The following is a 25,843-nucleotide window of genomic DNA, read 5'->3' as shown; positions in this document are numbered from 1 at the left end:
CCCGTCCGTTGATGTTCCGCCGCGTCGGCCCGTGGCCACGCGATGCATCGTCATCAGGAGTCAACACCATGAACATGCTGAGCAAACTGACTGAACACCTACGGCACAAAGGACTGTCTGCCACCGTCAAGAAAGCATGGAAGCACTACGTTTTCTCCCATCAGGAACTGCTGTGGATGGAGCGCGATCTGGTCAGCCCGGTGCCGCCGCACAGCCTCAAGCCGTACCCGCCGCTGCGGGTGGTGAAGATCACTCCGGACAACACCAGCGCATTCGCGCGCTACTTCGGTGATCGCGTCGGCACCATGGCCGAACTGGCCGCCGAGGGCCATACCGGGCATATGCACCTGGACGATCAGGGCGACGTCGTAGCCTTCATCTGGGGCAGCGCCCGCGACTATTTCGACCGGCACTATTACGGCTGCATGTTCCCGGTCAAACCTGGCGAATTCTTCGAGTTTGGCGGCGAACTGACCCGCGCCTACTGGGGCTCGGAACTGTCGGTCGACCTGCAACTGGAGCTGTGGAAAGCCATGGCTGCGCAGGGCTGCGACAAGGTCGTGGACGTCTGCGAGTTCCACAACATCCCGGCGCTCAAGCTGCACCTGCGCATGGGCTATACCGAGCAAGGGCGGATCATGAACGTCTACACCCTGTTCGGGCGCTGGCGCTTCTACCGCGAAACCCGCTACAGCGGCTCGCGCCTGGATGCACTGCGCAAGCCCTCCCGTCCATCTGTCACAGCAACGGCGACCTGAGCCTATGGCGCGATTCGAATGGCGCACTTCGCTGTGCGCAACCGACTTCCCGGCAGCGGCCTATGACGCGCTGCGCCTGCGGGTGACGGACCACACGCCGTTCAACAGCCTCGCCTGGTTGATCGCCGCCGAGCAGGCACTGGACGCCGGTCAGCAGGTGCACGTGCTGCTCGCCTGGGAAGCCGACGAATTGCGCCTGTGCCTGCCGTTGGTGGCGGGTCGTGAACGTTTCTTCGGCATGCGCTTCAGGGTGCTGCATCACCTTGGCTACCCCCTCGCCGATCGACTGGCGCTGTTGTCGCTGCTGGACGCCGCGGACATGCGCCAGGCCTTGCAGTTGATTCGCCAACGGCTGCCCCACGCCCTGCTGCAGCTCAATGAATTGTCGGAGCCGGCCGGCGAAGAAAGTGCCCTCACCGAGTGGATGGCGCACAGCTCTACCGGCGAACGGCGCCTGAGCTGTCGCGTGCCGGTGCACCTGATCAGCGAGGCCGATCGCCAGGAAGTCTCCGGCGATCCACGCTACAAACTGCGCCGAGCGCGCAAACGGATTGCCGCGTGCGGCGCCGAGGTACGCCGAATCGTCCCCGATGCGCACAGCATGCCGGCGTTGCTGCAGGCCATCAGCGCAGTCGAGGCGGTGAGCTGGAAAGGTGACGAAGGCGTCGGCATTTTTGCCAGCGCGCGCAGCCGACAATGGATCGACAGCGCCTTCAGCGCCCTCGCCGCGCAGGGCCTGGTACGCCTGGTGACGCTGGAGCTCGACAGCCGCTGCCTCAGCTACCGACTCGGCCTGCTCGAACAGGGCCGGCTCTACGACTACAACCTCGCGTTCCTGCCGCAGTACGCCGATCTGGGCAGCGGCCGGGTGTTGCTCGATGAGTGGATTCGCTGGGGCCTGGACGAACACTGGCACTGGATCGATGCCTCGCGCGTCAGCCTGGAGAACTCCAGCCACCAACTGCACGAACGCATGACCGGGCAACTGGAGCACTGGCGCTGGAGTTTCTATTCGTGGCGTCCCAGCGGCCTGCTGCTGGGCCTGGCGCTGCGCGTCTGGCACCGGCTCAAGCCGCGCGTGCAGCAATGGCGCGCCAAACGTCCGGCGAGTGCGCCGCAGCCCAAGCAGGCCCCCCTACCCACCGCCATTACCACGGAGGGCGACCATGCCTCGCCAAGTCATAGTCAACGCTGACGATTTCGGCCTCAGCGCAAATGAAAACGCGGTGATCTTCAGCGCGTTCCAGGCCGGGGTGATCAGTTCCGCCACGGCCATGGCCAACATGCCGGCGTTCGAGGCGGCCTGTGCCATGGCCCGCCATCCACTGCTCGAAGGGCGGGTCGGCCTGCACTTCAACCTGACCTACGGCCGGCCGCTGAGCCAGGCGATCCGCGCCCGCCGCACGTTCTGCGACAGCCACGGCGTGTTCGACCTCAACCTGGCACGCCACAGCCTGTGGCTCAACCGCGCGGATCGCGAGGCGGTGCGTAAAGAACTGCAGGCGCAGTGGCAACGCTGTGTCGACCACGGCGTGCGGCCCAGCCACCTGGACTCGCATCAGCACGTGCACAACATCTGGCCGATCGGCGAGATCGTCGCGCGCTTCGCCGCTCATCAAGGTGTGCCGGTGCGCCTGGCACGCAACCTGGGGCAGAACCTCAGCTTGCCCAAGCGCCTGTTCAAAGGCCTGCTCAATCGCCGATTGCAGGGTCTGGCGGGCGCGACGGCAGATTACGTGTGCACGCCGGTGGACCTGCGCAATGCGCCCGCGCCGACCGACGGTGTGCTGGAAATCGTCGCCCACCCGAACTCGCTCGGGGCGGATTTCGGCGATGCCTATCTTGCTCCGGGAGAGTCCCTGAGCCGCCTGCTAGAGCAGCGGTTGCCGGGTATTCCACGGGTTTCCTACAGCGATCTGAACAAGGATTTTTTGCGCGGGGCGACCGCACTGGAATGAGTTACACAACTTGCAATACTTTCAAAGCTGGCGCTTTGACATGAACTTGCAGGCTTGATCTATACCCACAAAAAGCACCATCCACCACACCGGGCTACGGCCACGGAGGGCATCATGAGCGTCATCGAAAAGCTGCGCGACCGCATCCGCCAGAAAGGCCTGGGCCGCACCTTCGGCACACTGTGGAAACGCTATGTGTTCTTCCATTGGGAGCTGTTGTGGATGGAGCGCGACCTGGTCAGCCCGGTGCCGCCGCACAAGCTGCGGCCCTATGAAGGCCTGCGCAAAGTCGACATCACAGCGCAGAATGCCGGGGCGTTCGCCAGGCATTTCGGCGACCGTGTACAGACCATGGCCGAACTCGCGGACGAAGGTCACACCGGGCACATGTACCTGGACGCCGACGGCCACGCCGTGGCGTTCATCTGGGGCAGCACGCGCAACTACCATGACCGTCACTATTACGGCTGCGAGTTCCCGGTCAAACCCGGCGAATTCTTCGAGTTCGGCGGCGAAATGACCCGCGCCTACTTCGGCAGCAGCCTGTCGGTGGACGTGCAAGTCGCGCTTTGGCAAGCCATGGCCACCCAGGGCTGCCACAAAGTCGTCGATGTCTGCGAAACCCACAATATCCCGGCGCTGAAACTGCACATTCGCATGGGTTACCACGAACAGGGCCGGGTCACCCACGTCTACGGCCTGTTCGGCCGCTGGCGCCTGTTCCGCGAAAGCCGCTACCAGGGCTCACGCCTGGACCCGCTGCGCAAACCGGGACGGCCCGTGGTCAGTGCTGCGGCACAGGCGTAAAGGCCCCTTAACCAACCGTCAGGTGCTGCTGTGTCAACCTTCGTGCACAGCGGGACCTGCCACCCGTCACACCACGCCCTGAGTTTTCTCTGCGACCAGGGTGAAGCACATGGGCACTTGCGCCTCCTGGTCCAGGTAGCGGTCGTAGAGTTCTTCGCGATTCGAATGGGCGTATTCCCTGAAGTGCGCGATGTTCAACCCGGCATCGAGGGCGGCGCTGAAGATCGCGCCGAGGGTGTGCACGAACCAGTACGACTTGGCCGCGGCCTGCTCGACCTTGCCGACGTAGACGATCGGCTGCTCCTGCACGAACGGCTCTGCGCGGAAATACGAGGTGGCCAGGCGGTAGGGATCCGCGGCCTCGGGGTCGAGCATCTCCAGGAACGGGTGGGTTTCATAGATCACCAGGCGCCCGCCCGGTTTCAAGGTCGCGGCGACGTGGCGGAAAAACTCGCCGATATCGGGCATCCAGTTGAGGACGCCGATGGTGATCAGCGCCATGTCGAAACGCGCGAGGAGTGGCGCCGGCAGACGATGAATGTCGGCCTCGATGAATTCGGCGTGGTGCGGGGAACGGCTGTTCAGCGCGCGGGCCTGCTCGAGGAACGCCGCGGACTGATCGATGCCGATCACACTTCGCGCACCGAGGGCGAACAGCGACAGGCTCTCGCGGCCGTTGTTGCAGCCCAGTTGCACGACGTCCTGGCCGTCGACACCGAGCTGTTCCAGCAAGCCGCGCAGGGTATCGTCGAGGCAGGAGAAATCGGCCTGCGTGACTTCATCGAGCAAGGCCTGCCAGTCCGGCGAATCCTGGTGATGGCGAGCAGAATCGTTCCACGCCTGACGATTGCTCTCGATAACGTTCTTGTGGTTTGGCACTTCCATGGCGCACTCCGGGCGATGCTCTTGATCGAGCGGCCCGAGTCTAGACCAGCCTGCGCGCGCAAGTTGTTACAAACCTGTAAGCCCCCCGTAGACGCCGTCGAGTGCACCGACAGCCCAGGCACAGCCAGCTATAGTTAATAGCCTTGGGGAAAACCGCCCACGCAGGTGCCGCCATGCAAACCTTGAAACGGCTGTTGTTGCCCTGCTGTCTGCTCGCTGCCACCCAGGCGCACGCGCTCGACAGCAACTTCAACTACTACGGGCCGAACCAGCCCTTCGCCCACCCTGCTCCGCCCTCGTTCAGCGCGCTGCCGCCGCGCGACTATGAAGACACGGCGCCGCAGGATTTCATCGTCATCCCCGATCGCCATGTGTTCCACGATTCGCAACTGCCGACCGTGGCCGATGCCACGGTGCGGGTGTTCGTGCGCAGTTACGATCCGCAGCGCGGCATCTACGTCAATGACGAGGTGCTGGATCCGAGCTGTCTGCTGGAATGCCTGGCCCGGCCGGTGCCGGTCATGCCGGAGCCGAACCTGTAGCTGCAGCCTGCGGCACCGCCGGCCGGCGCACGGCTTACCATTGACGCTTGTCCGGCCGCGCCAGGCCGAGTTTTTCGATGCGATAGCGCAGCATGTCGCGGCTCAGGCCGAGCAGGCGCGCTGACTTGGTGACGTTCCAGTCGGTCTTGTCGAGCATCTTGCGCACCATGTCGCGCTCGACTTCCGGCAGGTTCATCGACTCGGTGTTGCTCGCCGGACGCGCGTCGAACGCCGGCATCTCGGGATGCAGGTGCAGCGGCGGTTCGTCGACCAGGCTCATGCACACATTCAACTGGTGCGCGGCGATGGTGTCGCTGGGTGCCAGCAGTACGGTCTGCTCGAGCATGTTGCGCAGTTCGCGCACGTTGCCCGGCCAGGTGTAACTGAGCAGCAACTCTTCGGCCTGCTGGCTGAACTGCAGGTTGGGTTTGCCGTAGCGCTTGCCATGGCTGGCGAGAAAATGCCGCGCCAGCAACAGGATGTCGTCACCGCGCGCGTACAGCCGCGGCACCTTGATCGAAATGATGCGCAGGCGGAAAAACAGATCACGGCGGAATTTGCCCTGCTGGACCATCTGCTCAAGGTTGCAGTTGGTGGCGCTGATCACCCGCAGGTTGACCTTGCGCTCCTTCACCGAACCGACCCGGCGAATGGTGCGATCTTCCAGCAGCTTGAGCAGCTTGGCCTGCAACAGCAGGTCCATTTCGCCGATCTCGTCGAGAAACAGTGTGCCGCCGTCCGCCGCTTCCACCAGGCCGACGCGGCGATCCTTGGCGTCGGTGAACGCGCCTTTCTCATGGCCGAACAGTTCCGATTCGACCAGGTTGGACGGAATCGACGCGCAGTTGAATTCGATGAACGGCCCCTTGCTGCGCGGGCCATCGAAGTGCAGCGCGCGCGCAACCAGTTCCTTGCCCGTACCGGTCTCGCCCTCCACCAGCACCGGCGGCAGGTCGGTGTTGGCCATGCGCCGCTCGGCGTCGAGCAACTGCGCGATGGTGTTTTTCAGGTACTGCATCGGCGCCGATTCGCCGATCAGTGCCTGCACCCCGGATTTCTGCGCCTCGCGCTCCTGGTAGAACGACAGCGTGCGCTCCATGCGCTCGGTGGCCAGGGCCTTGTCCAGCAGCAGCTTGAGCTCGGGCAGGGCCACCGGTTTGGTGACGTAATGAAAGGCGCCCTCCTTCATCGCCACCACCGCATCTTCGACATTGCCGTAGCCGGTCATCATGATCACTTTCAGATCCGGCGCGCTGATGCGCAGCTTCTGGATCAGGTCGTGCCCGCTCATGCCCGGCAGCGAGTTGTCGGTCAGCACCACGTCCGGCATGAAGCGGCTCAGTTGCTCCAGCGCGTCCTCGGCCGAATGGCAGACCGTCACCTCGAAGTCCTTGCGCTCCAGGTAGGTCTGAATATTGTCGGCCAGCAGTTCGTCATCCTCGACCAGCAGAATGCTGTGTTCCATATTCCCCTCCCGATGCCACTTTGAAGTTGAGACTGACGCGGGTTCCCTCCTGCTCGCGGCTGGTCAGAACGACCGACCCCTGAAACCGCTCCATGATTCGTTTGACCAACGCCAGGCCAACCCCGAGGCCGCCCTGCTTGGTGGTAAAAAACGGCTTGAACACCAGTTGCTGCTGTTGCGCGCTCATGCCCTTGCCGGTGTCTCCCAACGTCATGCGCACCTGGCCGGGCTGGGCGGTTTCAATCTCGACACTCAACACGCCACCCTTGGGCATGGCTTCGAGGGCGTTGGCAAACAGGCTATTGAGAATCTGCGTGAGCAGCACCTTCTGGCTGACGACCGGCGGGCACTGCTGCGGATTGAAGCGCACTTCGACGCCGCTGCGGCGGATCAGCGCGTCGAACGCGCCCAGGGTGTCCTCGACCGCCGGCAGCAAGTCCACCGCTTCACCGTCATCGCTCATGGGTCGCAACGACACGAGCAACTCGCGCACCCAGCGCGACATGCGGTCGACCTGACTGATGATGTCGCCGATATTGCGCTGCGCGCCCTGGCTGGCGACTTCCTGGGCCAGTTCAGCGCTGGAGCGGATGGTCGCCAGCGGGTTGCGCAGGCTGTGCGCCACCGCCGAAGACATCTCGCCGAGCGCGACGAAGGTTTCATTGCTGATCAATTGCTGCTGCTGGCTCTGCAACAGGCTCGCGGCGCGGCGCACGATCCAGAACAGGCCCAGATAAATCGCCGCGCCACCGAGCAGGGTCGCGGCCCAGATCGAGGCGAAACCGCGGTCGATGCGCTCCACCAGGTCCGCCGGTTCCTTGTAGACCTCGACCATGGCGACGACTTTGCTTTTGTCGGCGTTGAACATCGGCACGTAGTTTTCGATGAACAGGTACTTCGGTTCGCGCGACAAGCGTTGCTCGGGCTTTTCGTCGTCGATCTTGTGGTAACTGGAGGACACCGGCACCTTCATCTCGAAGGATTCGTCCAGCTCGTCATCGTCCTCGAAACGCACACCGATCAGTTCCGGGTTGGTCGACCAGATCACCGTGCGATCCAGGGCGTAGACCGTGGCCAGGAGCACGTCGGGCAAATGCTCGACGTGATCGAGAAACTCGATCCGCGCGGCCGCCCGCGAGCCCGGATTGACGTCCGCGAAGGCGTTGTCCTGGCGTGGATCGAGCATTTCGCCCATGGTGCGCTCCGGGGTGATCCCGGCGTGACGTACTTCCGCGTCGCCAATCGCCTGAATGAATTGCGCGGTGAGCAAGGCATCGCGCTCGACGCTCTCGGTCACCACGAAACGCGTCGAGACATAACCCAGGCCCAACGCCACGGCAGCGATGATGAAAAAACTCGCCAGCGAGAACCAGCGCAGCAGGTTGAACTGCGCGCTCCAACTCTTGATCGCTGCAACCGTCGCGCCCGGCGCCGGTGTTTTTGCTTGTTTCAGTCGCTGCATGGGGATGCCCTGGCGTTTTTTTCTATCGAGCCGGTTACAGCCACCGTCACGTGTGAGTGTAGGTGGCTATGACCGTGACACACGGTTCAATGATGCTGTTTGGCCGCTATTGCATGCGACTCACCGTTTCACTCGTGGAACTGGCCCGTTTTGGCGTCAACGCCCCGTCAGCCAAGGGCTGCACGGCAGGCTGCCGACGCTGGGTTTCGTCGTCGAGAAAGTCGATGATCGACTGCGCCGACTGCTCGTCCAAGCGCAGGTTGGGCATCGGAATGCGTTCGTATTGCTCGAACAGCTGCACCGCGATCGGGTCTTTTTCCGCCAGCACACGATCCGGCTCGCGAATCCAGCGGCTGAGCCAGCGCGCATCGCGCTGGCGGGTCACACCGATCAGGTCGGGGCCGATGTTGCGCATGCCGATGCCCTCGCCATCCTGCGGGCCGAGGCTGTGGCAAGAGGCGCAGCGGGTCCGGAACAGTTCCTCGCCATTGCTCGGTGGACGAATCTGCGGGGCGTCGGCGTAGCTTTCCTCGGCGCTGGCCTGCTTCCAGTTCTGCAGGGTGTTGGCCAGTTGATCGGCGAGGATCCACGGATTCTCGAACGGCGAGGCCTTCATCCAGCGGCCGGTGCTCTGGTTGCCGACGATCAGGCTGAGGTTGTGATCCTTGCTGCGCCCGTTGTCGACGCCTTCGATGAACAGCCCGAGTTTCTTGCGCAGGTCGGTGACGTCTTCGAACTCGCCGGTGAGGAATTTCCACCCCGGGCCGACCTTGAAGCGCTGCGCATAGGCCTTGAGCACTGCCGGCGTGTCGCTCAGCGGATCGATGCTGATCGAGTAGAAAAAGATGTCCTGCCCGACCCGCTCGCCCAGCAGTTTCTGCACCTGGCGCAGACGCGCGGTTTCCAGTGGGCAGGAATCGCTGCAGGAGGTGAAGATGAAGTTGATCACCACCACTTTGTCCTTGATCAGATCGTCGTAGAAATGCACCTGGTGGCCGTCCTGATCGGTCAGCAGGGTGTTGGGGAAATAATCGCCACCCCAGGGGGTGGCGGCTTCCGCGGCCGGCGGCGTTGGCTCGCCGCCGGCCTGATGCGCCAGCAGCACCTGGCTGCCGAGCACGCAGGTCACCAGCAACAGCACCAGGTGCATGGCCAGCGCCCGGGAGCGCGGGGTCGGCAGCGGGCTGCAGTCGACGGGCCGGCGGTTCATGGCTTGACCACCACTTTCGGGCCGAAACCGTCGCCGTTGCGGAAGGTTGGCAGTGCCGCGGAGTTGACGTAGCGCACACCGTCCCAGCTCGGCAGTGGCGTCGGCATCAACTGCAGTTGCCCGGGTTTCTCCAGGTCCCAGCGCAGCAGCATCGAGTTGTCCTCATGCTGGGTGTTGTGGCAGTGCTCCATGTAGGTCCCGGCAAACTCGCGGAAGTTGATCGCCATCTCGACATTGTCCAGGCCATCGGGCTCCGAACCGATGCGGTAGACGTCCTTGCGCGCCCACTTTTCCCACTCCGGCGGCGCCTTGCCGCCACGGCTGAGAATGATGCCCTCCTCGAAGTGCACGTGCACCGGATGGCTCCAGCCCGTGCCGCCGGCCTTGATGTTCCACACCTCGAGGGTGCCGAAACCGCTCGTGCCGGCATCGGTCGGACCGCTGGCCAGTCGGGTCGAAGCATTGAGCCGACGTGGGTCCATGTGGAAGCCGAAGCCGCCATCGGTCTTGACCGTCCACGGTGCTTCGTCGGTGCCGTCGGCGCGCCCGAAAGTGAACGTACGGTGGCGGGCCTTGGCCAGCAGCGCCTTGTCGGCGGCGTTGTCACGGTGGATCTTCAGCGGAATCATCACCAGGCCTTCCGCCTTGCCCGGTTTGGCCGGCTCATAGGCTGCCGGATCCATGGCCAGGTCCTGGCCGGTGTACGCCTTGACGTTGAGCTGCAAGACCTTGCCCACCACCGGGTCACCCTTGTCCCACTGCGGCCCCTTGCTGGTCTGTTTGATCACCGGCAGGTATTTCTCCGCGAGCACGTCGGCCAGCGGGATCACTTCTTTCGGGCCTTTGCCGTCGTCCTGGGCCTGCAGGTTGACGAAGAACAGCTTGTCACCGGGTTTGATGCCGTTTTTCGCGAAGTTGACGATGATGTCGAACCGCTCGGCGATGCCCTGGGTCGGCAGGATCGCGTTGTGGTTCTGCTTGTCGCCGTCGGCATCGAGGTCCATCGAGCCGTCGAACGGCACGCTGTGTTCCATGATGTTGCCGTCGTTGGCGATCATGTGGAATGGCACGCGGCTGTACGACACGCCGGAGTTTTTCGGGCCCTGGAACTCGCCGCCGCTGCCCTTGACTTCACGCACCAGGGCAAGCTTGAAGTAGCGCGACACCGAACCGTTGAGGATGCGGAAGCGATAACTGCGCGCGCGCACGTCGAGAGTCGGTTTCCACTGCCAGTTGACCAGCACCTGATCGCCGATGAAGCCGTCGGTGTTGAACGGGTTGAACCACAACTGGCCTTCCTGATCCCAGGCCTTGTCGGCGAACACCAGGTTGACGTCATAGTCGCGGTTACCCCACGGCAAGGCGCTGCCGCTAGGGAAACGCAGGTTGACCCCGTCGTTCACCGATTCGTTGCCGCGGTCGAGGGCACTGTAGTAGTTCATCATCGCCGCGTTGCCCTTGTAGACGTTCTGCGCGGTGAAATCGAGCATGTGGTCGTGGAACCAGTGGGTGCTCATGGTTTCCCGGTAATCGCCACGAATCCTGATCGTGCCGTGGTCGCAGGTCTTCCTGCCCGGGCTCATGTCGTTGACCCACAGGGTTTCGCCCGGCGCGCAGGGGAATGCGGCGCGCGGATCCTCGGCCTTGGTATTGATGCTGTCGTAGCCGGCGAGCTGGATCGGCCAGCGGTAGTCGTAGAACTGGCCAGGGAAGAAGAACGCGTTGGCATAGCCGTCGCTTTCCGCCGGCGCGTGGCCGTTGTGTTCATGAGTGCTGATCGTGTGCAGGCCGAAACCACGGTTGGCCGACGGATCGATGGGCAAACCGTTGTAGTGACGCATCAGCACCGGTTGGCCGTAGCGCACCATCAACAGTTTCGGCGGCAGCGTGCCGTCGAAGGTCCACACCGAATTGTGGTTCTGCGCCGGCATTGCCGGGTGGAACCGTGGATCGACGCCCTTGGCGGTGCCATCGGTCAGCGGCACGCCGGCGACGTTGTGATACAGCCCGCCCGGGCCGAACTCACCGACGGCATAGCCGTGCATCTGCCGGCTGTCACGCAGGCCGCCGTTGAGCCGCGCACCGGTCTGCACGGTTTTGTAGGCCACTTGCGGGTAGAACTCGTTCCAGCGCTGATGGGCCCAGCCTTTTCCAGGTGGGCGGCCTTCGGCGGACGAGCCGATATGACGGTTGAGGAACAGTTCGATCTGCGCCTGCCACGGGTTGCGGTCGACCGAATTGGAAAACTGGCTGGGGAACGGCGTCAGCCCCGGTTGGCGCAGGAACGCATCCAGCGCCGGGCCGGGAGGTGCACTGCGCGCGACACTGTTGGGGTCCTGCGCCGGTGCCGGGCCGATCGCTGCCGGCGGAAAGCCCAGCGGGGCGGCCGGAGTGGTCGGGTCGAGTTTTTCCGGACCGAACTCTTCGAACAGCACCAGTTGCTGGGTAAACGGCTGGGCCCCGAACAACGGGCTCGGCTTGCCGTTGGTGGGGTAGTTGAAGCTGGTCTGCACGCTCGGCGGCAGGATGTTTTCCGCGCGCGGCGTGAGCCGTGTGCCCTTGACGCCGTCAGGCAGATCGAAGGAGTCCTGGTTGGCCTCGGGCATCGTCAGGATAGCGTTGAGCGCGGTGGTTTCATCGGCCGGCTCATCGTAGTAGGCCGACGGGTCGGCAGGCTCCGGCTGATTCTCGTCATCGATCGGGCTCGCTCGCAACCCGCTCATGCTGCCCAGGGTCAATGCCAGAAAGACGCTCAACGGCGTCAGCAGGAAATGCTTGTGGGGGTAACGCGTTGTTCTGTCCATCACCAGCCGCCTCATCAAGGAAGGGGTGATGGTGTTTTGCAATTAGCTCGCCAAAAAATTATTTCCTTTTGTAACAGGGTCTTGGCAGCGCTGTTGTCGTCCCCACTCCCCGGTGACCGGGGCCTGACACCCACTGCTGGGGAAAGTTCAGAGTTTTTCGCGCAATGCGATTTGCGCGTTCACTGGATGCGCTGGAACGCCAGGCGCACGGTGGTGCCCTCGCCTTCGCGGCTGTCCAGGGACACGCCGCCACCAAAGCGTTCCATGATGCGCTTGACCAGCACCAGGCCCACGCCGAGGCCGCCCTGCTTGGTGGTGAAAAACGGCCGGAAGGCCATGCTGCGCTGTTCTTCGTTCATGCCTTTGCCGGTGTCGCTGAGCACCACGCTGACGCCACGGCTGTCGCTGGACTCCAGGCTGATGGTCAACGTGCCGCCCTTGTCCATGGCCTCCAGGGCATTGGCCAGCAGGCTGTTGAGGATCTGCGCCAGTTGCACCGGCTGGCTCAACACCATGGGCGTGTGTTGCGGATGAAACACCACATGCACACCGGCGCGGGCAATCTGCTGTTCGAACGCCAGCAGGCTCTCGTGCAGCGCGGCCACCAGGTTCACCGGTTCCGGCTCGTCATTGAGCGGTCGCAGCGATTGCAGCAGCTCGCGTACCCACTTCGACATGCGGTCGACCTGGCCGATGATGTCCTTGATGTTCTTCTGCGCCGGCCCGGCGTCGAACTCCAGTGCCAGTTCGGCGCTGGAACGGATCGTCGCCAGCGGATTGCGCAGGCTGTGAGCCACCGCCGAGGACATTTCGCCCAGGGCGACAAAGGTTTCGTTGGCGATCAATTGCTTCTGCTGCGCCGCCAGCAGGATCGCCGCGCGCCGCACGATCCAGTACAGCCCCAGGTAGATCAGCCCACCGCCGAGCGCGGTGGCCAGCCAGATCAGCGCCAGGCCGCGCTCCATGCGGTTGATCAGATCCTTGGGTTCTTTGTAGATCTCGACCATCGCCGTGACATTCCTGCCCTCGGCGTCGAACAACGGGATGTAGTTCTCGATAAAGATGTACTCCGGTGGCACGACGAATTTCTGTTCTTCACGGCCCTTGTCGACATCGTGATAACTGGCCGACACCGGAATCCGTTCGTCGAACGCGCGGTCGAGGTCTTCATCGGCATGAATCCGCGTGCCGACCAGCGCCGGGTTGGTCGACCAGATCACCAGCCGATCGGGGGCGTAGACGTTGGCGAGGATCACGTCCGGCAAGTGTTCGATGTGATCGAGAAATTCACCGCGGGCATTGGCCCGGGCCGCCGGATCGACCTCGGGAAAATCCTTGTCCTGGCGCGGATCGAGCAATTCGCCCATGGTGCGCACATTGGGAATCGACACGTGGCGCACTTCGGCCGAGGCGATGGCCTGAATGAATTGCGCGGTGAGCAACGCATCGCGCTGCACGCTCTCCTCCACGACAAAACGCGTCGACACCGCCCCGAGCGCGATCGCCACGGTGCCGATCACCGCCATGCTGATCAGCGAGAACCAGCGCAGCAGGTTGAACGGCTGCTTGCGCGAACCCAGGCGCAGGCTGGCCTCGTCGACCGGAAGCGTTTCTGACTGCATGTTCATGGCGGCGACTTCCCGATACGTCCTATAGGGTTATAGCCCACGGTTGGGTGTTTGCCCGGATGCGGGGGGTGAACGGCAACTCGCCGCCAACGCCAGTCCCCCACAGCCCCCAATCCTGGGGACTGTCGCCCTATCGCCGCAGCCGCCGTCACCTTGCCCTTCGCTCGCCAGCGCCTGTGCCACGGGCCTCTCGGGAAGATTGGCAGTGCGTTGGTATGGAAGTTGTAAACCCCTCTGCAACTGACCCACCCCCAGGGGGCAGGTACTTCGCTAGAGGGCTTAACTCATGCACCCTTTACTGTCCAAAACCGCGACCGTCCTGGTCGTGAGCGCCTTGGCCCAGGGCATTGCCCAGGCCGCTCTGTTCGCCGTCGACACCGGCCCCTACGTACCGGCCAACGGCAATTTCGCTGCGTGGTATCAGGACACCCACGGTCGCACCCTGGACCTGTGCCTGTCCAAAGCCGTCAGCTCGCGGGTGCCCGGCACCCCGGCGGCGCCAACGTACATGTGCTCGCTGCTGCCGGCGCCGGGGATCTTCGACGACGCGCAGCCGTTGTCCTTCCCCAGCAATTTTCCCGACGAAGCGTTCTGGTTCACCGCCGACGGCGCGATTGTCGACGCGGCGCGGGGCATCAACCTGTCCTACGGCTCGGCCATTGAAGCGGCGTTCAGCGGCGGCGATCCGGTGGAGGGCGATCAGATCAGCTTCGCGCGGATCCGCATCCGGGTCGACGTGCCGACCGCCGGCACCTACGTCATCACCCATCCGTACGGGGTCGATGTGTTCAGCGTCGACACCCCCGGGCGCCGCGCGATCAACATGACACGCGACATCGGTATCGGCTCGCCACAGACCTACGACGGCGCGCTCAAGGGCGACGTCGGGCCGTTCCTGCGCAGCGTCAACGGGCCCTACACCGAGACCAACCCGGTGACCGGCGCCGCCGAGCAATTCATCGGCGACCCCAACCTCGACGAGGCGGTGACCGGCAGTCCGTTCAACACCAACTTCATCCGCATCGAAGGCCCCGGCGGCATCGATCTGCGCAGCACGGTGTTCGCGGTGTCCGGCAAGTTGTCCACGGTGGTCCGGCCAACGCCGCTGATCCCGCAGCGCAGCACGTACTCACGCAAGCCCGGCAGCAGCGCGCCCGTGGCTCAGCAGGACATCTTCGTGCTGGCCCCGCCGGCGCCGGCCACCGTCGCCGTCACCAGCACCACGCCGGTGCTCAACCTCAAGGAGGCCGACTCCACCGGCAGCTGGTACGCGCAGTCGGCGAGTGACCCGACCTTGCCGACCACCCTGCAAGTCACCGCCGACAACCACCTGGCCATCGCCAGCAGCACGCCGACCACCCTGCCGATGGCCCTCACCGACCTGGTGGTGATCCAGCGCGCCGAATACAGCCTGAGTTCCGGGCAACTGACGCTCGTCGCCTCGACCAGTGACGAAACTTCGCCGCCGGTGCTCACCGCAACCGCCATCGGCGGCGCCGCCATCGGTGCCCTGAGCGGCGACGGTGCGGTGAAAACCCTGGCCACCGGAATCTCGCCGATTCCACCGGCCAAGGTCCGGGTGACGTCGTCCAACGGCGGCAGCGATACCGAAGAAGTGGTCATCGTGCAATGAACGCTCACATGCCCAGATCCGCATCAGGAGGCATCATGAACAAGTGGCCACGCTTTGCGCTCAACGCGCTCGGGCTTGCTCTCTCGCTGACCGGCAGTGCCTACGCGCAACTCGCCGCCGTCGACCCCGGCCCCTACACTTTCGCCACCGGGAAATTCCCGATGTGGTACCAGGACAATAACCTGCTGTCGATGGAACTGTGCCAGTCGCGCGCCGCCAGCTCGCGGGTGCCGGCCAGCACGCCACCGGCGTACATGTGCACCCTGCTGCCGGAGCCGGGCATCTTCGATGACAGCCAGCCGATGGTGTTCCCTGACAACTGGCCGCCGGAAGCCTTCTGGTTCCTCGCCGAAACCAACATTGCCAACAACGGCGCCGGTTATGGCATGGACGCGTATGTCGCCGGCATCGAAGCGGCATTCGCCTCGGGCAACCCGGCTGATGGCGATCAGCAAAGCTTCGCGCGGATTCGCATCCGGGTGAACGTGCCCGTCGCCGGCACCTACACCATCACCCACCCGTACGGTGTGGAAACGGTCAACGTCACCACACCCGGGCGACGCGCGATCAACATCACCAAGGACGTCGGCATCGGTGCGCCGGGCAACTTCAGCGGTGCGCTGAACGGCGCCATCGGTCCGTTCCTGCGCAGCGTCAACGGCCCGTACACCGAAGTGAACCCGGACACCGGCGGCGTCGAAACCTTCGTCGGCGACCCGAACCTCACCGAAGCGGTGACCGGCAGCCCGTTCGACACCAACTTCGTGCGCATCACCGGCCCGGCCGGGACGATCCAGACCAGCCTGTTCACCGTTGCCGGCAAGGTCCTCGACAGCCGCCAGCAAACCCACGTGGAAATCGACCGCACCACTTACCGGCGGACCTCGTCCGGCATTCGTGCCGAGGTCTTCGCCAAGGCGGACAGCAGCTCGACCCTGTGCTTCCGCGAAAGCATTGCGCTGCTGCCCGGGCCGCCACCGACGCCGTGCCAGACCAGCCTGCTGGGTGACAACAACGGCCTGTTCTTCGGCCAGCGCCTGGGCAACGGCACCTTGCCTGCCGTGGTAGTAGTGACCGCGACCAACCCGGCCGGCACCACCCGGCCGACGTCGGTGTCGAGCAAACTCACCGACGTGGTGAAAATCCAGACCGCACGTTACAACTGGGCCAACCACAGCCTGCTGATCGAAGCGACGTCGACCGACGAAGTGGCGATCCCGGACATGGTCGCCCAGGGCTACGGACGCCTGTCGAAATCCGGCACCCTGCAACGCATCACTGTCGCCGACCTGACCCAGCCACCGGCCACCGTCACGGTGAAATCCGCCGCCGGCGGCAGCGACAGCGAAGCGGTGGTGGTGGTCGGCAACGCGCCGGACACCGGTGAGAACCAGGCGCCGCTGGCCGTCGCCGACACCGGCAGTACCAGCTTCGGCGTACCGATCACGCTCAGCCTGTTGAGCAACGACAGCGATCCGGACGGCAACGTACCGCTGAGCATCACCGCGCTGACTCAACCGGCCGCCGGCCAGGGCACTGTCGCCCTCAACGGCACCACGTCCGTGGTCTACACCCCGCCGGCTGTGGTGAATGCACCTTTGACCACGACCTTCACCTACAAGGCGCAGGACGTCAAAGGCCTGGCTTCGGTCAACCCGGCCACCGTGACCATCACCGTCGCACCGAACCGGCCACCGACCGCCGTCGCCGACAGCGTCGCCACCCTGGGCGTCGCGATCCCGATCAACGTCCTGGCCAACGACACCGATCCGGAAGGCAACGTGCCGCTGGGCGTCGCCAGCCTGACCCAACCCGCCGCCGGTCGCGGCACGGTCAGCACCGACGGCACGGTGATCACCTACACCCCACCGGCCACCGTGACCACGGCGTTCACCACGACCTTCACCTACATCGCCCGGGACAGCTTCGGCGCCCTGTCGACGCCGGCGACGGTCACCGTGCAAGTGTCGCCACGGCCGGCGGCGGAGACCTTCACCATCACCACCTCGACGGTGCAGGCGCGCTCCGGCAACCGCTTCAACTGGGACTTCGCCGGCACCTCGTCGGTGACCACCGGCAACACCATCACCGTGCAGGTCAGCACCCCGACCGGGGTGGTCACGCTCGGCACGACGACGGTACCGGTCACCGGACGCTGGCGGCTGACGCTGAACAACACGACGGTGGTGCCATCGGCCAACCCGACCGCGACCATCCGTTCGTCCCAGGGCACCGTGCGCACGGTGTCGGTGACCACGCTGTGAGGCCGCGCCCCGGCCACTTCCGGGTGGCCGCGGCAAGGCGCTGGACCGATCAACACCAGACAGGACTTTTGCCATGAAACCGTCGACCGCCGCCCTGCTTTGCCTGCTCCTGCTGTGCAGCAGTGCAGGCCTGCGCGCCGACGATCTGCTGGACAACGATGACCTGGCGCCCGCTGCCGACCTCGGCGAGTTGCCCGCGCCGGTGGGCCAGCAGGCGCTGATCGATCAGCTCGGCCAGGCCAACCTGGCGCTGCTGAGCCAGAACGGTCAGTCGCTGCTCGGGCGGATCGTGCAGTCGGGCAGCAATCAGGAGGCCTACATCCTGCAACAGGGCAGCGACCTGATGGCGCAGATCACCCAGAACGGTTCCGGCAACGCCGCCTCGATCACCCAGAACGGCAGCCACAACCGCGCGCAGATTGCGCAAAACGGCAACAACAACGACGCCAGCATCGAGCAGGCCGGCACGGGGCTGCAAAGCGCCGTGACCCAGTCGGGCAACGGCATGAGCGTTTCGGTCAAGCAATACCGCTAAGCACTGCAATCATCGGAGATTCCATCATGTTCAAATTGACGCCTCTCACCGCCGCCATCCTGGTCATGATCAGTGCCCAGGCCATGGCCGACGACAGCCTCTCCAGCCAGAGCCAGGCCGGTACTGCCAACATCGCTGATGTGAAGCAGACCCAGGCCCCGTTCAGCACCGCGACCCAGACCCAGCTCGGTCAGGGCAACGACGCCGCCGCCGTGCAAGACCACGCCAGCAGCGTCATCACCCAGGATGCCGTCGGCGACTACAACGCCGGTTACGCCGAACAACTCTACGAAGACAACGGCACCATCACCCAGCAACAGAGCGGCGCCTTCAACACCGCACACGCCAGCCAGTCCCTGGGCTTCGGCTCACCCAACACCGCGCTGCAACAGCAGCAGGGCAGCGGCAACTTCTCGTTCATCTACCAGGACTCGCAGAACGGCAGCGAAGGCAAGACCTTGCAGTTCGGCGACAGCAACGAAGCCAACATCGAGCAACTGTACGAAGGCAGCGGCAACAACTCGCTGATCATCCAGTACGGCACCGCCAACTACGGCACCGCCGAGCAAGTACTGCACAACGGCGGGCAGATCGGCATCAACCAGGCCGGCGAAAGCAACTACGCCTACGGCGACCAGCGCAATGGCACCGGCGGCAACATCAGCATCAACCAGTTCGGCAACCTCAACGGCACCGAGATCTGGCAGGACAGCCAACTGGCCAGCCAGGCCACCGTCAACCAGTACGGCGACAGCAACGAAACCGTGGTCGACCAGAGCTACGGCGAAAACAACGTCGCCAGCGTGCTGCAGGTCGGCAACCTCAACGCCATCTACGCCGACCAGTTCGAATCCATCGGCTCGACCCTGGCGCTGTACCAGCAAGGCAGCGGCAACGTCCACTTCACCTACCAGAACGGCGACAGCCACGTGCTCAACGCCACGTCGGTGGGCAACGACAACAAGGTCTACGCCAGCAACTGGAAAGGCCCGCAGGCCGGCGGCCAGTTCGGCAGCAACCAGCGCGCCACCGTCACCCAGGCAGGCAACGGCAACATCGCCAGCTTCACCCAGGACGGCGTCGGCCACATCATGACCACGCACCAGACCGGCAGTGGCAACAAAACCACCGTCAGCCAGGCCGACGCCTACAACGAGCTGTACTTCGACCAGAACGGCAGCGACAACCTGCTCATCTCCGACCAGCGCGGCACCACCAACCTGGTCCAGGGCTCCTCCAGCGGCACCGGCAACAGCGCCGAGTTCGACCAGTCCGGCAGCGGCAACCAGGCCTACACCGCGCAGCTGTACGGCAGCGACAACCAGATCACCGTCAAACAGACCGACAGCATGAACGTGGCGTACGTGACCCAGGGCGGGACCGGGAACATGGCGAACGTCGATCAGAGCGGGATGACCCAGACCGCGACCATTCAACAGTACGGCTCGGCGAACCAGGCGACGGTGTTGCAGCAGTAAGGGTTGGGTGTTGGGAAACCGCGATCTGTTGGGGGCGCGGTTTTTTTTGCGCTGAGATTTGAGTCGTTGATCGTTTCCACGTCGAACCGACTCAGTGGGAAATGCTTCAAGGGACGCACCGCGTTCCAGCTCGCATTTGACGCGGAGCCTCAGAGGCTGCGTTCCCACGCAAAGCGTGGGAACGATCAAACCATGAACGTGGCGTATGTGGCCCGGGGCGGAATGACGCAAACTGCGAACTTTCATCAGTGCGGGTCAGCTAACCAGGCGGCAGTATTACAGCAGTAAGTCTGGGGCACAAAAAACCGCGATCCTCTAGTGAGAGAGATCGCGGTTTTTTGTGGGTTTCTGTTGGATCTACCGAAGGCTTCTATAAAAACTCCGTCAATCCGGCATCGAGCGAACAATGTCGGCCAGATCATCCTTGGTTATTTCATTGGCCTTGATAGCGGCAGCGACGTCTTTTTTGGAAAGCGGGAAACGCTTGAAGATTTCTTTCAGGGTATCCGCGTCTACATCAGACAGCCAAAGAGGGTCAACAAGTGAGCCCTGATACTTAGGCTCCATAGGAACTTCATCACCAACAATAGGGCCTTGATGATTAAAGTAAACTATGTAACGACTAAACCCTTCCGAGAAGCTCTTATCGTAATAAACAGTCGCCCCAGCAGGTAGCACATAATACTTTTCGTCACCATCTCGCCCGCCGATAAGCATTGGCGCTCTAGTCTTAATCATCTTCATGCTTTGCGTCCTCGAAAATCCATTAAACAAGACAAATATCAATACTGCGATATTGACCAAAATCAAAATACACACGAGAAAGGAAATCAGCTTACTTTTTGTAGACATTTTTCTTGTCATAGCGCGTTTCCGTATTCCCTTCAAGCATTGCCTGAAAATCTGCCGGCATGAAAATCCCATCTTTAGGGAGGTTTTGAGTACGCGTAGCTTGCCTCTCCACCCATGAAAGCCCCCTCATTTCCGCATACTGGCCAGGATTCTGGACAATCGACTTCCCGGAAACTTTGGCTCCCTCCATCGTCATGGTCGTGCAGTTATTGGTTGTAGGGTGATAGTCTTTCTGAAGAAGATAACGCGTCGAGGTCGGAAATTTTTCCCTCAACTGCTTTCTAGCCGCAATGATCTCAGCGAAATGGGCAATCACTGCCTCCGCGCTTTTATTATCTAAATAGTAAACGAAACCAGTCGTTGTCCTTCCATAACGGTTTTCATTGGCAATGTAGCCTCTAAAAGAAGTCCATACGTTCAATAGCCCTTCACCTTCGCTATCGAAAGGCCCCCAAGTTAGCCCATAGCGCCCAAAGTCATATGTAATATCTTTACCACCTACAACCACGTGCAAGGCTGCATGTCCATAAGGATGATCTACACCTTCCCATTTGTAAGGACCACCAATCAAAACCTCCATGTAGGCACCCGACACGACTATTTGGTGGGTCTTCGTAGTTTTCCCTGATGTGCCTGCATTTTTTGCCGTCTGGGTTGTGCTGGTAGTTTTAGTAGGCTGAACCATTAAAGATGTTCCGTATCTTCAAGTTTCGGAAATTTTATGCTGCAACTTCCTCTGGGAATATTTTCCACACGCATGAAACCATTATCGTCAAGGGTGCCCGTCATTAAGGTTCCATCGGGAAGTGTCAGTTCATACGCCTCGTTGGCGAGAGGTACATCTCTTTCGTTAAGCAGATGGAACTCGACAAAAGTCTTTTCTTTCAGAAACTGCGAAAGGAAGCTGGTGGGAGCACCGCCACCAGACTCGCCAACGAAGGTATCCGGTGAGCCAGCCGTGATCGTCGCTCCACATGCTGTTTGCGAGCCAACATGTGCAACATCCTTCCCCAATCCGAAAACATGGGGCGCGCCTGTCGTTATGGGGTTACTGCCGTGAACGGGGCAAGCATAGGTATCACCTACCAAGGCCACTGGCATTGAGTTAACAAAAATGGGGCTTGATCCAGTGATGATATTTCCGCCGTGACTACCTGGATCTCCGAGCCTTGCGACTGGCTTTCCTGCCATCAATTCTCTCCTTTGAATATCACTATCTACGGATCTTACCTGAACTTTGATACATCCTGAACGAACGATATTTGAATTGAATCCTTGCTCGCTACCTTAAGATTTTCGGTTTGCGTTCCATTTCCTCCATCAATAACTGAATCTCGGCCATTACCTGTTCATGCGAAATGTTTGGACGCGGGCCGTCGATTGACGCTTGGACTTCGGCACGGAACCAGCGGTCGTAGCTGGCGGCCTGCTCTTCGCTATCGAAGTCTGAAACGATTGGGGAGAACAGGTCATCCATGGTGGCTCCTGATTGAAAGTGAAGAACGCGACCTCTTTTTGGATAGCGTTCTTTTTTGTTTCTGATGGTTCTCAAGCTATTGGGGACTATCTAATGGTTTCTCCGGACAGATCAAAGAACCGACCCAATCCAGCACTGTTTGATGGTCAATCACTCGATCAGCATCCACATCGCCCATCGCCTCCAAGGTAAGTCGACTATGTTCTGATTCGAAGGGACTTGGTTTCTGTACCGAGCTATTCATCGTTCAGCTCGACGTGATCCAAGGCCTGATTTACGGCCAGTTCACTCAGCATGAGGATCTGTGCGATGCCCAGGGAGGTCTTGCGGTGGGCGGGGTCGAGGGTGGCGGCGAAGGTGTTGAGCATTTCGCTGGTGGAGCCCAGGGACTCGCAGGCGTTGGCGAGCAGGGATTCGGTGTTGTAGACCGGGTTGGCCAGGTACATCGGGGCGGGTTCGTTGACGCTGCCCATGATGTGGGCGCCGGGGCAGAGATAATGGTCCAGCGCGCGTTCGGCGGCTTTTGTGGAGTTTTTTCGAGTTGATGGAGGTGTATGGGGAGGTTGGGTCGGTTTCGGGGTTGGTTTGATTTTCGGGTGGGTTGGGTGTTGGTTTGAACATGATGTTTTCTCTGTTTGAGGGGTGAAGCTGGCCCATTCGGTTTCCAGACGAAGGGGTTGTTGGTTTCTGTTTTCCCACGGGTTTCCAGGCCCGATCGCTGAATTGGCAGCGACCGAAACAGGCTAGAGCCCGCGCTTCCGACGGACAACCTGAAAACCTTGTGGGAAGGACCGTTAAAACAGACACAACTTTTAAACATTCAAGAATGGAACGCGGAGCGTCCCGGGCTGCATTTCCACGCGGAGCGTGGGAACGATCAATTAACGCGGAAGATCAAGAGCGCCCTCACCCCAGCCCTCTCCCGGAGGGATAGGGAGCCGATCGAGTTGTTTGGGAGAGGTACGCCGACGTGAAATACCGAGTTGAATTCGGGTTTTGAAAACACATACATCTGCTCACACCAACACCAACACCAACACCAACAAGAGCGACAGGAACGCCGAAAGCGCCAGGAACAACATCAACAACAACCAACTACCACCCCAACCCGCGGCGCAGCCGCCCCACTCAACTCAATGAGCGTTAGCTCGAGTACCGCTTTTGACGTGCCAGCCCCTTCGGCAGGCTGAGTGGAGGGATTTATCCGGGGGTGGGAGCGCAGCGACCGTTCGACGGAGTCGAACACATCGAGAGGAGGTGCAGCGAAGCAAACCGGAGGCGATGCCCCCGGATGAATCCCGGAGCGAAGAAACCCCGAGCCCCAGCGAGGGGCCGAACGCCGGGGCCCAGACCTTTTGGTTCCTTTTGGGGCGTTTGCCAAAAGGGACTCGCTGTAAGAGCGAAACCGCCAGCGGCAACACCCAAAAAAACGGATATTCACCCAAACTACCCAGAGAACCTGGTCGGCGCAAAGGCCGCCCAGTTCACTCGGCCTCCGGATCCACCTTGTTCTGGGTCAAATAGCGATTCAAGACATCATCCTGAGAGGGCGTGGAACTGTCCCCCGCCACCTGCCACAACCGCCGCTCGATCCCCTGCGCCACCATGTGTCCCACTGCCGCCTCGATTGCCGACAACACACACAACTGCGCCGGCTCGTTCGTCGTGTAACCGACCTCGGCTTCGAGCAACTTCTTGAACTCGATGAACTTGAAAATCCCGGCACTGCGCGCCACTGAATAAATCGTCTTGCTGGTCATCACGTTCGCCAGCACTTGCCCGCTGCGCACATCCACCGCGCGCAGGTTGACGGTGACCTGGTCCACCCGGTACTCCCGCGACAGGTCTATGCCCAGGTAGCGCGCCCCTTCCCCGCCGCTGCGCACGTTGGTGTCGTAGGCGATGATCCCACCCTCGAGCATCATGTTCGCTGCCTGCAGCGGTGGCAGCTCGCCCTGGATGTTCACCGGGGTATTGGGTTTCTTCTGCGAGGCACGAATGATCTTGCGCTCGGTCAGCAGGTTCTGCAGCCCTTCCCGTTCGAGCACCACAAACCAGCCACTGGCCTGCATCGCGTCCATCAACATCGACGCCGCACCCTGGGTCACGCTGGTGGAAAAGGAGCTGGCCGGGGTTGGTTTGTACTGCCCGGTCTGGTCACGGAAGCCGTACACCACCGCCATCAGCCGGCCCTTGGGCCGCGGCATTTTCAGCAAGTCGTAGTAGGTCGAGGCCCTGGGGGTCAGGGTCGGGGTGTCGGTGTCCTGCTCGGCCGGCATCGGCTCACGCAGTCCACAGCCTTGTAATGTCGCCAACAGCAGCCCTAGCGCGATTATTCTTTTCATGTCCATCACTCCCCGGAACCGTCAGCCCGTCATGGGTTGAGGCCGTTCACCTGAATTTCCGAAACTTCACCGGTCGCTCGGTCGGTCACTTCAATGCTCAGTGCCCCGGAGTCGTCGATGACGTTGACGATAAAAGAGTCGGTGGACAGGCTCCCCGTGTTGCCGGTGGAGATGTTGTCCAGCAACTGCCCCAGCAGCCGCGACTGCAACTGGCTGGTGAAGCGCTCCAGCGCCGAAGTGCCGGCCACGGTCGAACGGCTCTTGAGATCCGGATCGTCGTGATCGTTCTGCGCCTGGGCGTTGTTGAGCAGCCAGGTGCCGTTGAGCGGGTTGCCGCCGAACGACGGATTGACCGGCGTATAGACCAGCTCGGTGGCCTGGACGGCCGCGGCACTGGCGACACCGAGCAACAACCCCGACATCCACATTGCGCTGCGCCGTGAGAACGTTGTCGTGTTCATAGTTCGTCCTTCTCAAGGTCGGTGGTGTCCTGCAACAGAGCCTCCAGCTTGCGCTGGACAACCTGGCGTCGAACCCAGTCGGCGGCGTCGTAGGCCTCGTCCTTCAGTTCCACGGTGTTCGGCGGCAGGAAGCGCCGATAAACCAGGCGTTGCTGATATTCCACGGTCACCAGGCTGCCCCAGCGCGCGTCGGGGCGCTCGCGCACCACCAGGTTGAAATCCATCGGGCTGGTGTCGCGCAGGCGTTCACTGAACGCGTAGTAAAAGTCGTGGCCGATGTGCGAGATCGTGTCGTCGACGATGAAACCCATCATTTCGTCTTCCTCGCCGGCACTGGCGCAGCACGCCAGCAGGCCGAGGAACAACGCGCACCACCACCGGCGGCTCATGGCTGCAACGCCTGGGGCAGTGCCGACTGGCCCTTGGCCGGGCCGTTGCTGCCCTCGAGGAAGGCTTTTTCGGCGACAAACTGCCAGTCCGAATAACGCTGCATGCCTTCGAAGTCCGACCACTGCGCCGGGAAGTCGGCCTGCTTGAGCGGCACCTCGGTCGACGGGCTGTTGATCCCGGTGATGCGCCCGTCGAAGCCTCGTTGCAGCGCCCATTCACCTTTACCGATCGGGTCCGGATAGAGCTGGCGCAGATGATGCCGGGCTTGCGGGAAGCGTTCGTCGTCGAGCAGGTCGACCAACTCTTTGGGGTACTGCGCCAGCCCCGGCGAACTGCGGTAATAGCTGCGCAGCGCCTGCGCGTACTGGGTGCCGATCCACAGCAGTTGCTTTTCCCGGTCGCGGCGCGCGGCGGTGGCCCACAACTCGCCGGCACTGGCCAGGCCCATGCCCATCAGCACGATCAGGAACAGCACGCCCAGGTAGGTGAAACCGCCCTGCCCGGCGCGCTCACCACTCGGAATACTGGCTGCCATCACGCGCCCTCCCGGTAGCTCCGCTTTTGATGTCGGCGACGCCGCCCGCCACGCCATCCGGCGGCGCGACCAGCACCCATTGATCGTTGCGCTCGGTGATCGGGTCCAGCGGTGCGCTGCGCAGGTAACGCTGTTCGACGAGTTGTTCGATGGAATCGGGATACCGTCCGGTGTCGCCGTAGTAGTGATCCAGCGCCTCGCGCATCGCCGACAGGCTCTGGTGCAGCGTGGTTTCCTTCGAGGCCTCGAGGCTGCTGAAGTAGCGCGGCAAGGCGATGGTCATCAGGGTCGCGATGATCGCCATCACCACCATCAGTTCCAGCAAGGTAAAACCCTGTTCGCGGCGCATGCGAT

24 protein-coding genes and 1 pseudogene are annotated in these 25,843 nt (G+C 62.4%); 9 read left to right on the top strand and 16 right to left on the bottom strand.

All coding sequences use genetic code 11. The annotated features are described in order from the left end of the window. The first annotated feature begins 68 nt into the window (after positions 1-68). The 4 genes from QRN70_RS22435 (at position 69) to QRN70_RS22420 (ending at position 3,523) form a co-directional block, all read left to right on the top strand. Positions 69-758 (top strand): GNAT family N-acetyltransferase, encoded by a 690-nt coding sequence (locus QRN70_RS22435; protein ID WP_285420360.1) that lies wholly within the window; start codon positions 69-71, stop codon positions 756-758. A gap of 4 nt (positions 759-762) precedes the next feature. Further along, the gene (locus QRN70_RS22430; RefSeq protein WP_285420075.1) at positions 763-1,953 is read left to right on the top strand and encodes a GNAT family N-acetyltransferase; all 1,191 of its coding nucleotides are present in this window, start codon (positions 763-765) and stop codon (positions 1,951-1,953) included. Further along, positions 1,925-2,716 carry a carbohydrate deacetylase gene (locus QRN70_RS22425; RefSeq protein WP_285420074.1) on the top strand — a complete coding sequence of 264 codons (792 nt, stop codon included), beginning with the start codon at positions 1,925-1,927 and terminating at the stop codon, positions 2,714-2,716. The genes QRN70_RS22430 and QRN70_RS22425 overlap by 29 nt, the downstream gene beginning before the upstream one ends. 114 nt (positions 2,717-2,830) lie before the next feature. Then, entirely contained in the window at positions 2,831-3,523 is a 693-nt protein-coding gene (locus QRN70_RS22420; protein WP_285420073.1) for a GNAT family N-acetyltransferase, read from the top strand. A gap of 66 nt (positions 3,524-3,589) precedes the next feature. On the opposite strand, the gene QRN70_RS22415 is transcribed toward QRN70_RS22420, so the two are convergent. After that, positions 3,590-4,408 carry a class I SAM-dependent methyltransferase gene (locus tag QRN70_RS22415; protein WP_285420072.1) on the bottom strand — a complete coding sequence of 273 codons (819 nt, stop codon included), beginning with the start codon at positions 4,406-4,408 and terminating at the stop codon, positions 3,590-3,592. Between the two features lie 173 nt (positions 4,409-4,581). Between QRN70_RS22415 and QRN70_RS22410 the strand changes: the two genes are divergently transcribed. Next, positions 4,582-4,950 (top strand): hypothetical protein, encoded by a 369-nt coding sequence (locus QRN70_RS22410; protein WP_285420071.1) that lies wholly within the window; start codon positions 4,582-4,584, stop codon positions 4,948-4,950. A gap of 34 nt (positions 4,951-4,984) precedes the next feature. Here QRN70_RS22410 and QRN70_RS22405 read toward each other — a convergent pair whose 3' ends face one another. From QRN70_RS22405 to QRN70_RS22385, 5 genes are all read right to left on the bottom strand, one after another. Beyond that, positions 4,985-6,415, bottom strand: coding sequence for a sigma-54-dependent transcriptional regulator (locus QRN70_RS22405; protein ID WP_285420070.1), 1,431 nt, complete (start codon positions 6,413-6,415; stop codon positions 4,985-4,987). After that, the gene (locus QRN70_RS22400; protein ID WP_285420069.1) at positions 6,384-7,877 is read right to left on the bottom strand and encodes a sensor histidine kinase; all 1,494 of its coding nucleotides are present in this window, start codon (positions 7,875-7,877) and stop codon (positions 6,384-6,386) included. Before QRN70_RS22400 ends, QRN70_RS22405 begins: the two co-directional genes overlap by 32 nt. Positions 7,878-7,983: 106 nt before the next feature. Beyond that, positions 7,984-9,087 (bottom strand): SCO family protein, encoded by a 1,104-nt coding sequence (locus QRN70_RS22395; protein WP_285420068.1) that lies wholly within the window; start codon positions 9,085-9,087, stop codon positions 7,984-7,986. Further along, positions 9,084-11,891: a multicopper oxidase domain-containing protein gene (locus QRN70_RS22390; RefSeq protein ID WP_285420067.1), complete on the bottom strand. Its 2,808-nt coding sequence runs from the start codon at positions 11,889-11,891 to the stop codon at positions 9,084-9,086. Before QRN70_RS22390 ends, QRN70_RS22395 begins: the two co-directional genes overlap by 4 nt. A 179-nt stretch (positions 11,892-12,070) precedes the next feature. Then, positions 12,071-13,519, bottom strand: a complete 1,449-nt coding sequence (locus tag QRN70_RS22385; RefSeq protein WP_285420066.1) for a sensor histidine kinase — start codon at positions 13,517-13,519, stop codon at positions 12,071-12,073. Between the two features lie 286 nt (positions 13,520-13,805). On the opposite strand from QRN70_RS22385, the gene QRN70_RS22380 reads away from it, so the two are divergent. The 4 genes from QRN70_RS22380 (at position 13,806) to QRN70_RS22365 (ending at position 19,429) form a co-directional block, all read left to right on the top strand. Continuing rightward, positions 13,806-15,152 carry a hypothetical protein gene (locus QRN70_RS22380; RefSeq protein WP_285420065.1) on the top strand — a complete coding sequence of 449 codons (1,347 nt, stop codon included), beginning with the start codon at positions 13,806-13,808 and terminating at the stop codon, positions 15,150-15,152. Between the two features lie 35 nt (positions 15,153-15,187). Next, the gene (locus QRN70_RS22375) at positions 15,188-17,416 is read left to right on the top strand and encodes an Ig-like domain-containing protein (protein WP_285420064.1); all 2,229 of its coding nucleotides are present in this window, start codon (positions 15,188-15,190) and stop codon (positions 17,414-17,416) included. Between the two features lie 73 nt (positions 17,417-17,489). Beyond that, entirely contained in the window at positions 17,490-17,951 is a 462-nt protein-coding gene (locus tag QRN70_RS22370; RefSeq protein WP_285420063.1) for a curlin, read from the top strand. Positions 17,952-17,977: 26 nt separating this feature from the next. Further along, positions 17,978-19,429: a curlin gene (locus QRN70_RS22365; protein WP_285420062.1), complete on the top strand. Its 1,452-nt coding sequence runs from the start codon at positions 17,978-17,980 to the stop codon at positions 19,427-19,429. 384 nt (positions 19,430-19,813) lie between these two features. Here QRN70_RS22365 and QRN70_RS22360 read toward each other — a convergent pair whose 3' ends face one another. From QRN70_RS22360 to QRN70_RS22315, 10 genes and pseudogenes are all read right to left on the bottom strand, one after another. Continuing rightward, a complete protein-coding gene (locus tag QRN70_RS22360; RefSeq protein ID WP_285420061.1) occupies positions 19,814-20,173 on the bottom strand; it encodes a hypothetical protein in 360 nt (119 codons plus the stop codon). A 91-nt stretch (positions 20,174-20,264) separates the two neighbouring features. Next, complete coding sequence (locus QRN70_RS22355) at positions 20,265-20,966, bottom strand: hypothetical protein (RefSeq protein ID WP_285420060.1); 702 nt, start codon at positions 20,964-20,966, stop codon at positions 20,265-20,267. Continuing rightward, positions 20,966-21,472 carry a PAAR domain-containing protein gene (locus tag QRN70_RS22350; RefSeq protein ID WP_285420059.1) on the bottom strand — a complete coding sequence of 169 codons (507 nt, stop codon included), beginning with the start codon at positions 21,470-21,472 and terminating at the stop codon, positions 20,966-20,968. The genes QRN70_RS22355 and QRN70_RS22350 overlap by 1 nt, the downstream gene beginning before the upstream one ends. 91 nt (positions 21,473-21,563) lie before the next feature. After that, positions 21,564-21,758: a type II toxin-antitoxin system RelB family antitoxin gene (gene relB, locus QRN70_RS22345; RefSeq protein WP_285420058.1), complete on the bottom strand. Its 195-nt coding sequence runs from the start codon at positions 21,756-21,758 to the stop codon at positions 21,564-21,566. Positions 21,759-21,994: 236 nt separating this feature from the next. Beyond that, positions 21,995-22,379, bottom strand: a pseudogene (locus QRN70_RS22340) (DUF6124 family protein). 863 nt (positions 22,380-23,242) lie between these two features. After that, positions 23,243-24,103: a CsgG/HfaB family protein gene (locus tag QRN70_RS22335; RefSeq protein WP_285420057.1), complete on the bottom strand. Its 861-nt coding sequence runs from the start codon at positions 24,101-24,103 to the stop codon at positions 23,243-23,245. 29 nt (positions 24,104-24,132) lie between these two features. Continuing rightward, positions 24,133-24,564 carry a curli assembly protein CsgF gene (locus QRN70_RS22330; protein WP_285420056.1) on the bottom strand — a complete coding sequence of 144 codons (432 nt, stop codon included), beginning with the start codon at positions 24,562-24,564 and terminating at the stop codon, positions 24,133-24,135. Then, a complete protein-coding gene (gene csgE / locus QRN70_RS22325; protein WP_285420055.1) occupies positions 24,561-24,953 on the bottom strand; it encodes a curli production assembly/transport protein CsgE in 393 nt (130 codons plus the stop codon). The genes QRN70_RS22330 and csgE overlap by 4 nt, the downstream gene beginning before the upstream one ends. Continuing rightward, positions 24,950-25,489 (bottom strand): type II secretion system protein, encoded by a 540-nt coding sequence (locus tag QRN70_RS22320; RefSeq protein WP_285420054.1) that lies wholly within the window; start codon positions 25,487-25,489, stop codon positions 24,950-24,952. The genes csgE and QRN70_RS22320 overlap by 4 nt, the downstream gene beginning before the upstream one ends. Continuing rightward, positions 25,464-25,838 (bottom strand): type II secretion system protein, encoded by a 375-nt coding sequence (locus tag QRN70_RS22315; protein WP_285420053.1) that lies wholly within the window; start codon positions 25,836-25,838, stop codon positions 25,464-25,466. Before QRN70_RS22315 ends, QRN70_RS22320 begins: the two co-directional genes overlap by 26 nt. Positions 25,839-25,843 lie beyond the last annotated feature (5 nt).

The sequence above is a fragment of the Pseudomonas sp. efr-133-TYG-5 genome (assembly GCF_030209175.1).
Lineage (GTDB): Bacteria > Pseudomonadota > Gammaproteobacteria > Pseudomonadales > Pseudomonadaceae > Aquipseudomonas.
Note: the sequence above shows the minus strand (reverse complement) of the source record. Positions and strands in the feature narration are given on the sequence as shown.

Bases quoted from the DNA above. Each gene is read 5' to 3' on its own strand.
- QRN70_RS22430 (WP_285420075.1), top strand. From the start codon at position 763: ATGGCGCGATTCGAATGGCGCACTTCGCTGTGCGCAACCGACTTCCCG.
- QRN70_RS22320 (WP_285420054.1), bottom strand. From the start codon at position 25,489: ATGGCAGCCAGTATTCCGAGTGGTGAGCGCGCCGGGCAGGGCGGTTTC.
- QRN70_RS22435 (WP_285420360.1), top strand. From the start codon at position 69: ATGAACATGCTGAGCAAACTGACTGAACACCTACGGCACAAAGGACTG.
- QRN70_RS22315 (WP_285420053.1), bottom strand. From the start codon at position 25,838: ATGCGCCGCGAACAGGGTTTTACCTTGCTGGAACTGATGGTGGTGATG.
- QRN70_RS22365 (WP_285420062.1), top strand. From the start codon at position 17,978: ATGTTCAAATTGACGCCTCTCACCGCCGCCATCCTGGTCATGATCAGT.
- QRN70_RS22370 (WP_285420063.1), top strand. From the start codon at position 17,490: ATGAAACCGTCGACCGCCGCCCTGCTTTGCCTGCTCCTGCTGTGCAGC.
- QRN70_RS22425 (WP_285420074.1), top strand. From the start codon at position 1,925: ATGCCTCGCCAAGTCATAGTCAACGCTGACGATTTCGGCCTCAGCGCA.
- QRN70_RS22335 (WP_285420057.1), bottom strand. From the start codon at position 24,103: ATGAAAAGAATAATCGCGCTAGGGCTGCTGTTGGCGACATTACAAGGC.
- QRN70_RS22360 (WP_285420061.1), bottom strand. From the start codon at position 20,173: ATGAAGATGATTAAGACTAGAGCGCCAATGCTTATCGGCGGGCGAGAT.
- QRN70_RS22380 (WP_285420065.1), top strand. From the start codon at position 13,806: ATGCACCCTTTACTGTCCAAAACCGCGACCGTCCTGGTCGTGAGCGCC.
- QRN70_RS22355 (WP_285420060.1), bottom strand. From the start codon at position 20,966: ATGGTTCAGCCTACTAAAACTACCAGCACAACCCAGACGGCAAAAAAT.
- QRN70_RS22350 (WP_285420059.1), bottom strand. From the start codon at position 21,472: ATGGCAGGAAAGCCAGTCGCAAGGCTCGGAGATCCAGGTAGTCACGGC.
- QRN70_RS22420 (WP_285420073.1), top strand. From the start codon at position 2,831: ATGAGCGTCATCGAAAAGCTGCGCGACCGCATCCGCCAGAAAGGCCTG.
- QRN70_RS22395 (WP_285420068.1), bottom strand. From the start codon at position 9,087: ATGAACCGCCGGCCCGTCGACTGCAGCCCGCTGCCGACCCCGCGCTCC.
- QRN70_RS22405 (WP_285420070.1), bottom strand. From the start codon at position 6,415: ATGGAACACAGCATTCTGCTGGTCGAGGATGACGAACTGCTGGCCGAC.
- QRN70_RS22415 (WP_285420072.1), bottom strand. From the start codon at position 4,408: ATGGAAGTGCCAAACCACAAGAACGTTATCGAGAGCAATCGTCAGGCG.
- QRN70_RS22375 (WP_285420064.1), top strand. From the start codon at position 15,188: ATGAACAAGTGGCCACGCTTTGCGCTCAACGCGCTCGGGCTTGCTCTC.
- csgE (WP_285420055.1), bottom strand. From the start codon at position 24,953: ATGAGCCGCCGGTGGTGGTGCGCGTTGTTCCTCGGCCTGCTGGCGTGC.
- QRN70_RS22400 (WP_285420069.1), bottom strand. From the start codon at position 7,877: ATGCAGCGACTGAAACAAGCAAAAACACCGGCGCCGGGCGCGACGGTT.
- QRN70_RS22410 (WP_285420071.1), top strand. From the start codon at position 4,582: ATGCAAACCTTGAAACGGCTGTTGTTGCCCTGCTGTCTGCTCGCTGCC.
- QRN70_RS22390 (WP_285420067.1), bottom strand. From the start codon at position 11,891: ATGGACAGAACAACGCGTTACCCCCACAAGCATTTCCTGCTGACGCCG.
- QRN70_RS22330 (WP_285420056.1), bottom strand. From the start codon at position 24,564: ATGAACACGACAACGTTCTCACGGCGCAGCGCAATGTGGATGTCGGGG.
- relB (WP_285420058.1), bottom strand. From the start codon at position 21,758: ATGGATGACCTGTTCTCCCCAATCGTTTCAGACTTCGATAGCGAAGAG.
- QRN70_RS22385 (WP_285420066.1), bottom strand. From the start codon at position 13,519: ATGAACATGCAGTCAGAAACGCTTCCGGTCGACGAGGCCAGCCTGCGC.